The organism is Ectobacillus sp., from assembly GCF_056992975.1.
In genome coordinates, this window is the sequence record NZ_JBXKMX010000252.1 from 1 (window position 1) to 2,774 (window position 2,774).

Consider the following 2,774-nt stretch of genomic DNA (forward strand, 5'->3'; position numbering starts at 1 on the left):
CTGAACAAGCCGGCTCTGCTTTTCTTTATAATCATACCGAATTTTGCTTTGTAATTCCATATATGGTTTGTTCATGGTATGATATAGTTTAGGATTCTTTATGTTGATTGGAGGACAGGGAGTTGTCACAGCAAAAAGAGAAACGAACGAAAATTACTGTGGAGATCTACGGCCAGCAATATTCGGTTGTTGGAGATGAAAGCACGAGTCATATGCGCATGGTTGCGGCTATTGTTGATGATAAGATGCGCGAAATAAACGCCAAGAATCCTTCTCTTGACATAAATAGATTGGCAGTGCTCACTGCAGTAAATGTTGTACATGATTATATTAAATTAAAAGAAGAAACAGAACGATTAAAAGAAAGAATAAAAGGAATGAATGAAGAATGATTGATTTAATCATCATCGCCGTGCTTCTTATTGGTTTTTTTATTGGATTGAAACGAGGGCTTATTTTACAAATAGTTCGCATTATTAGTTTCATGGCTGCGTATTTTGTAGCGTATACATATTCTGGTACGTTTGCACCCTCATTAAAGAGCATCATTCCCTATCCACTGCAAACTATGCAGCAAACACCTGTTTGGCTCAGTTCGGTAGATGTAGAGGCAGTTTTTTACCGAGGGCTTGCGTTTGTTATTTTATTTTTCTTGACGATGTTTGCACTGTCCATGATTGGACATTTGCTCAATATATTTGCTCAAATACCAGTATTAAAGCAAGCTAATGCGCTAGGCGGGGGCATACTTGGTCTTGTAGAAGTATATATTTTGCTTTTTGTTATCATTTTAGTTGGGACGATCTTGCCAATTCAACAAGTACAAACGTCCATACAACAATCTGTCCTTTGTAAAGTAATTGCTGATGATACACCTGTCCTTTCGGATAAAGTGAAGCAATTGTGGGCAACTGGTAAAGTGTGACAATGAAAAGCTTAGAGATACAAGGTAGCACTTCGAAAAGTGGACCGTTTTGCAGAATTCTGTTACATTGAGAGTTTCTGTAACGGTCCATTTCGCTTGTTTCAGATTGGAGACTATGTATGAATAAAAAACAAATTATCAGTACACTAGAAACCATCGCCCTTTATATGGAGCTTAAAGGGGAAAATTCGTTTAAAATTGCTGCCTTTCGAAAGGCAGCTGCAGCATTGGAACAGGATGAACGTAGTATGGCAGAGATTGATGATTTTACTATATTAAACGGAATTGGAAAAGGAACGGCGACTGTTATACGCGAATGCATTGATTCAGGAACATCCTCTTTGCTTCAGCAACTGCAACAAGAGGTACCACGTTCCTTATTGCCACTGTTAAAGTTACCTGGTTTAGGTGGGAAAAAGGTTGCCAAACTATATAAGGAATTACAGGTGACGGATATATCCTCTTTAAAGCTTGCATGTGAGGAACATAAAGTGCAGAATCTTGCAGGTTTTGCGAAAAAAACAGAAGAAAAATTACTAGAGGCAATTCTTCAATTTGGCACAAGACCAGAACGATTGCCTGTTGCTTTCGTATTGCCTATTGCCGAGGAAATAGAACAAATTTTGTCGAATATGCCATATGTTCTTCGCTTTTCCCGTGCGGGTAGTTTACGACGTGTTCGTGAAACTGTGAAAGATCTTGATTTTATTATTGCTACGGCCCAGCCATTAGAAGTTCGAGATGAGTTGTTGCAAATTCCTCATATTATAGAGGTAATTGCGAGTGGGGATACAAAGGTTTCTGTCCGGTTGCAGTATGAATATGATGTGGCTGTTGATTTTCGTTTAGTAAAGGAACAGGAGTATACTACGACGCTTCATCATTTTACAGGCTCTAAGGAGCATAATGTGAGAATGCGCCAACTTGCAAAGGAACGTAAGGAAAAAATAAGTGAATACGGTGTCGAAGATCTCGTGACAGGTAACGTCAAAACGTTCCAAACGGAAGAAGAATTCTATGCCCATTTTCATCTCCCCTTTATTCCTCCAGAAGTAAGAGAGGATGGGAGTGAAATTGACCAGATCCAGTTTATTCCAGATCTCATTCGCGTAGAGCAGATAAAAGGCGATTTACATATGCATACTACGTGGAGTGACGGTGCATATTCTATTGAAGAGATGCTTGCTGCCTGCCACAAGCAGGGATATGAATACATTGCCATTACAGATCACTCGCAATATTTAAAGGTAGCAAATGGCCTTACGAAAGAGCGACTACTAGAACAAGGGGAAGAAATTCGCCGTCTAAATAAAAAATACCCAGCTATTACAATTTTACGTGGGGTTGAAATGGATATATTGCCTGATGGAACACTTGATTATAAGGATGATGTGTTAGAGCAGCTTGATTTCGTCATTGCCTCCATTCATTCGGGATTTTCACAAAGCACTGAGATGATCATGAAGCGGCTCCAAAGGGCATGCGAAAATAAATACGTATCGATGATTGCGCATCCAACTGGCCGCCTGCTTGGAAAACGCGACGGCTACGCTGTGGACATGGATATGCTAATTCGCTTAGCTAAGGAAACGGGAACGATTCTTGAATTAAATGCAAATCCGCATCGCCTTGATTTATGTGCGAATGATTTGAGAAAAGCTGAGAATGCAGGAGTTAAACTTGCGATTAATACAGATGCACACTCACTTGATATGCTACAGTACATGCATATTGGCGTGAGCGTTGCGAAAAAAGGATGGATTCAATCTGAATCCATCGTAAATACATGGAACTGTGAACAATTATTAGATTTTATTCATAAGAAGAAGCAATAGGAGGACGAATACGT

The 2,774-nt window shown here is 39.5% G+C and carries 3 protein-coding genes; all 3 read left to right on the forward strand.

Annotation, left to right across the window (positions count from 1 at the left end; all coding sequences use genetic code 11):
• Positions 1 to 122 precede the first annotated feature (122 nt).
• Positions 123 to 392 (forward strand): cell division protein ZapA, encoded by a 270-nt coding sequence (gene zapA, locus AC11ZT_RS11600; RefSeq protein ID WP_484059745.1) that lies wholly within the window; start codon positions 123 to 125, stop codon positions 390 to 392.
• The gene (locus AC11ZT_RS11605) at positions 389 to 925 is read left to right on the forward strand and encodes a CvpA family protein (RefSeq protein ID WP_484059746.1); all 537 of its coding nucleotides are present in this window, start codon (positions 389 to 391) and stop codon (positions 923 to 925) included. Before zapA ends, AC11ZT_RS11605 begins: the two co-directional genes overlap by 4 nt.
• Positions 926 to 1,044: 119 nt before the next feature.
• Positions 1,045 to 2,760 (forward strand): DNA polymerase/3'-5' exonuclease PolX, encoded by a 1,716-nt coding sequence (gene polX / locus AC11ZT_RS11610; RefSeq protein ID WP_484059747.1) that lies wholly within the window; start codon positions 1,045 to 1,047, stop codon positions 2,758 to 2,760.
• Positions 2,761 to 2,774 lie beyond the last annotated feature (14 nt).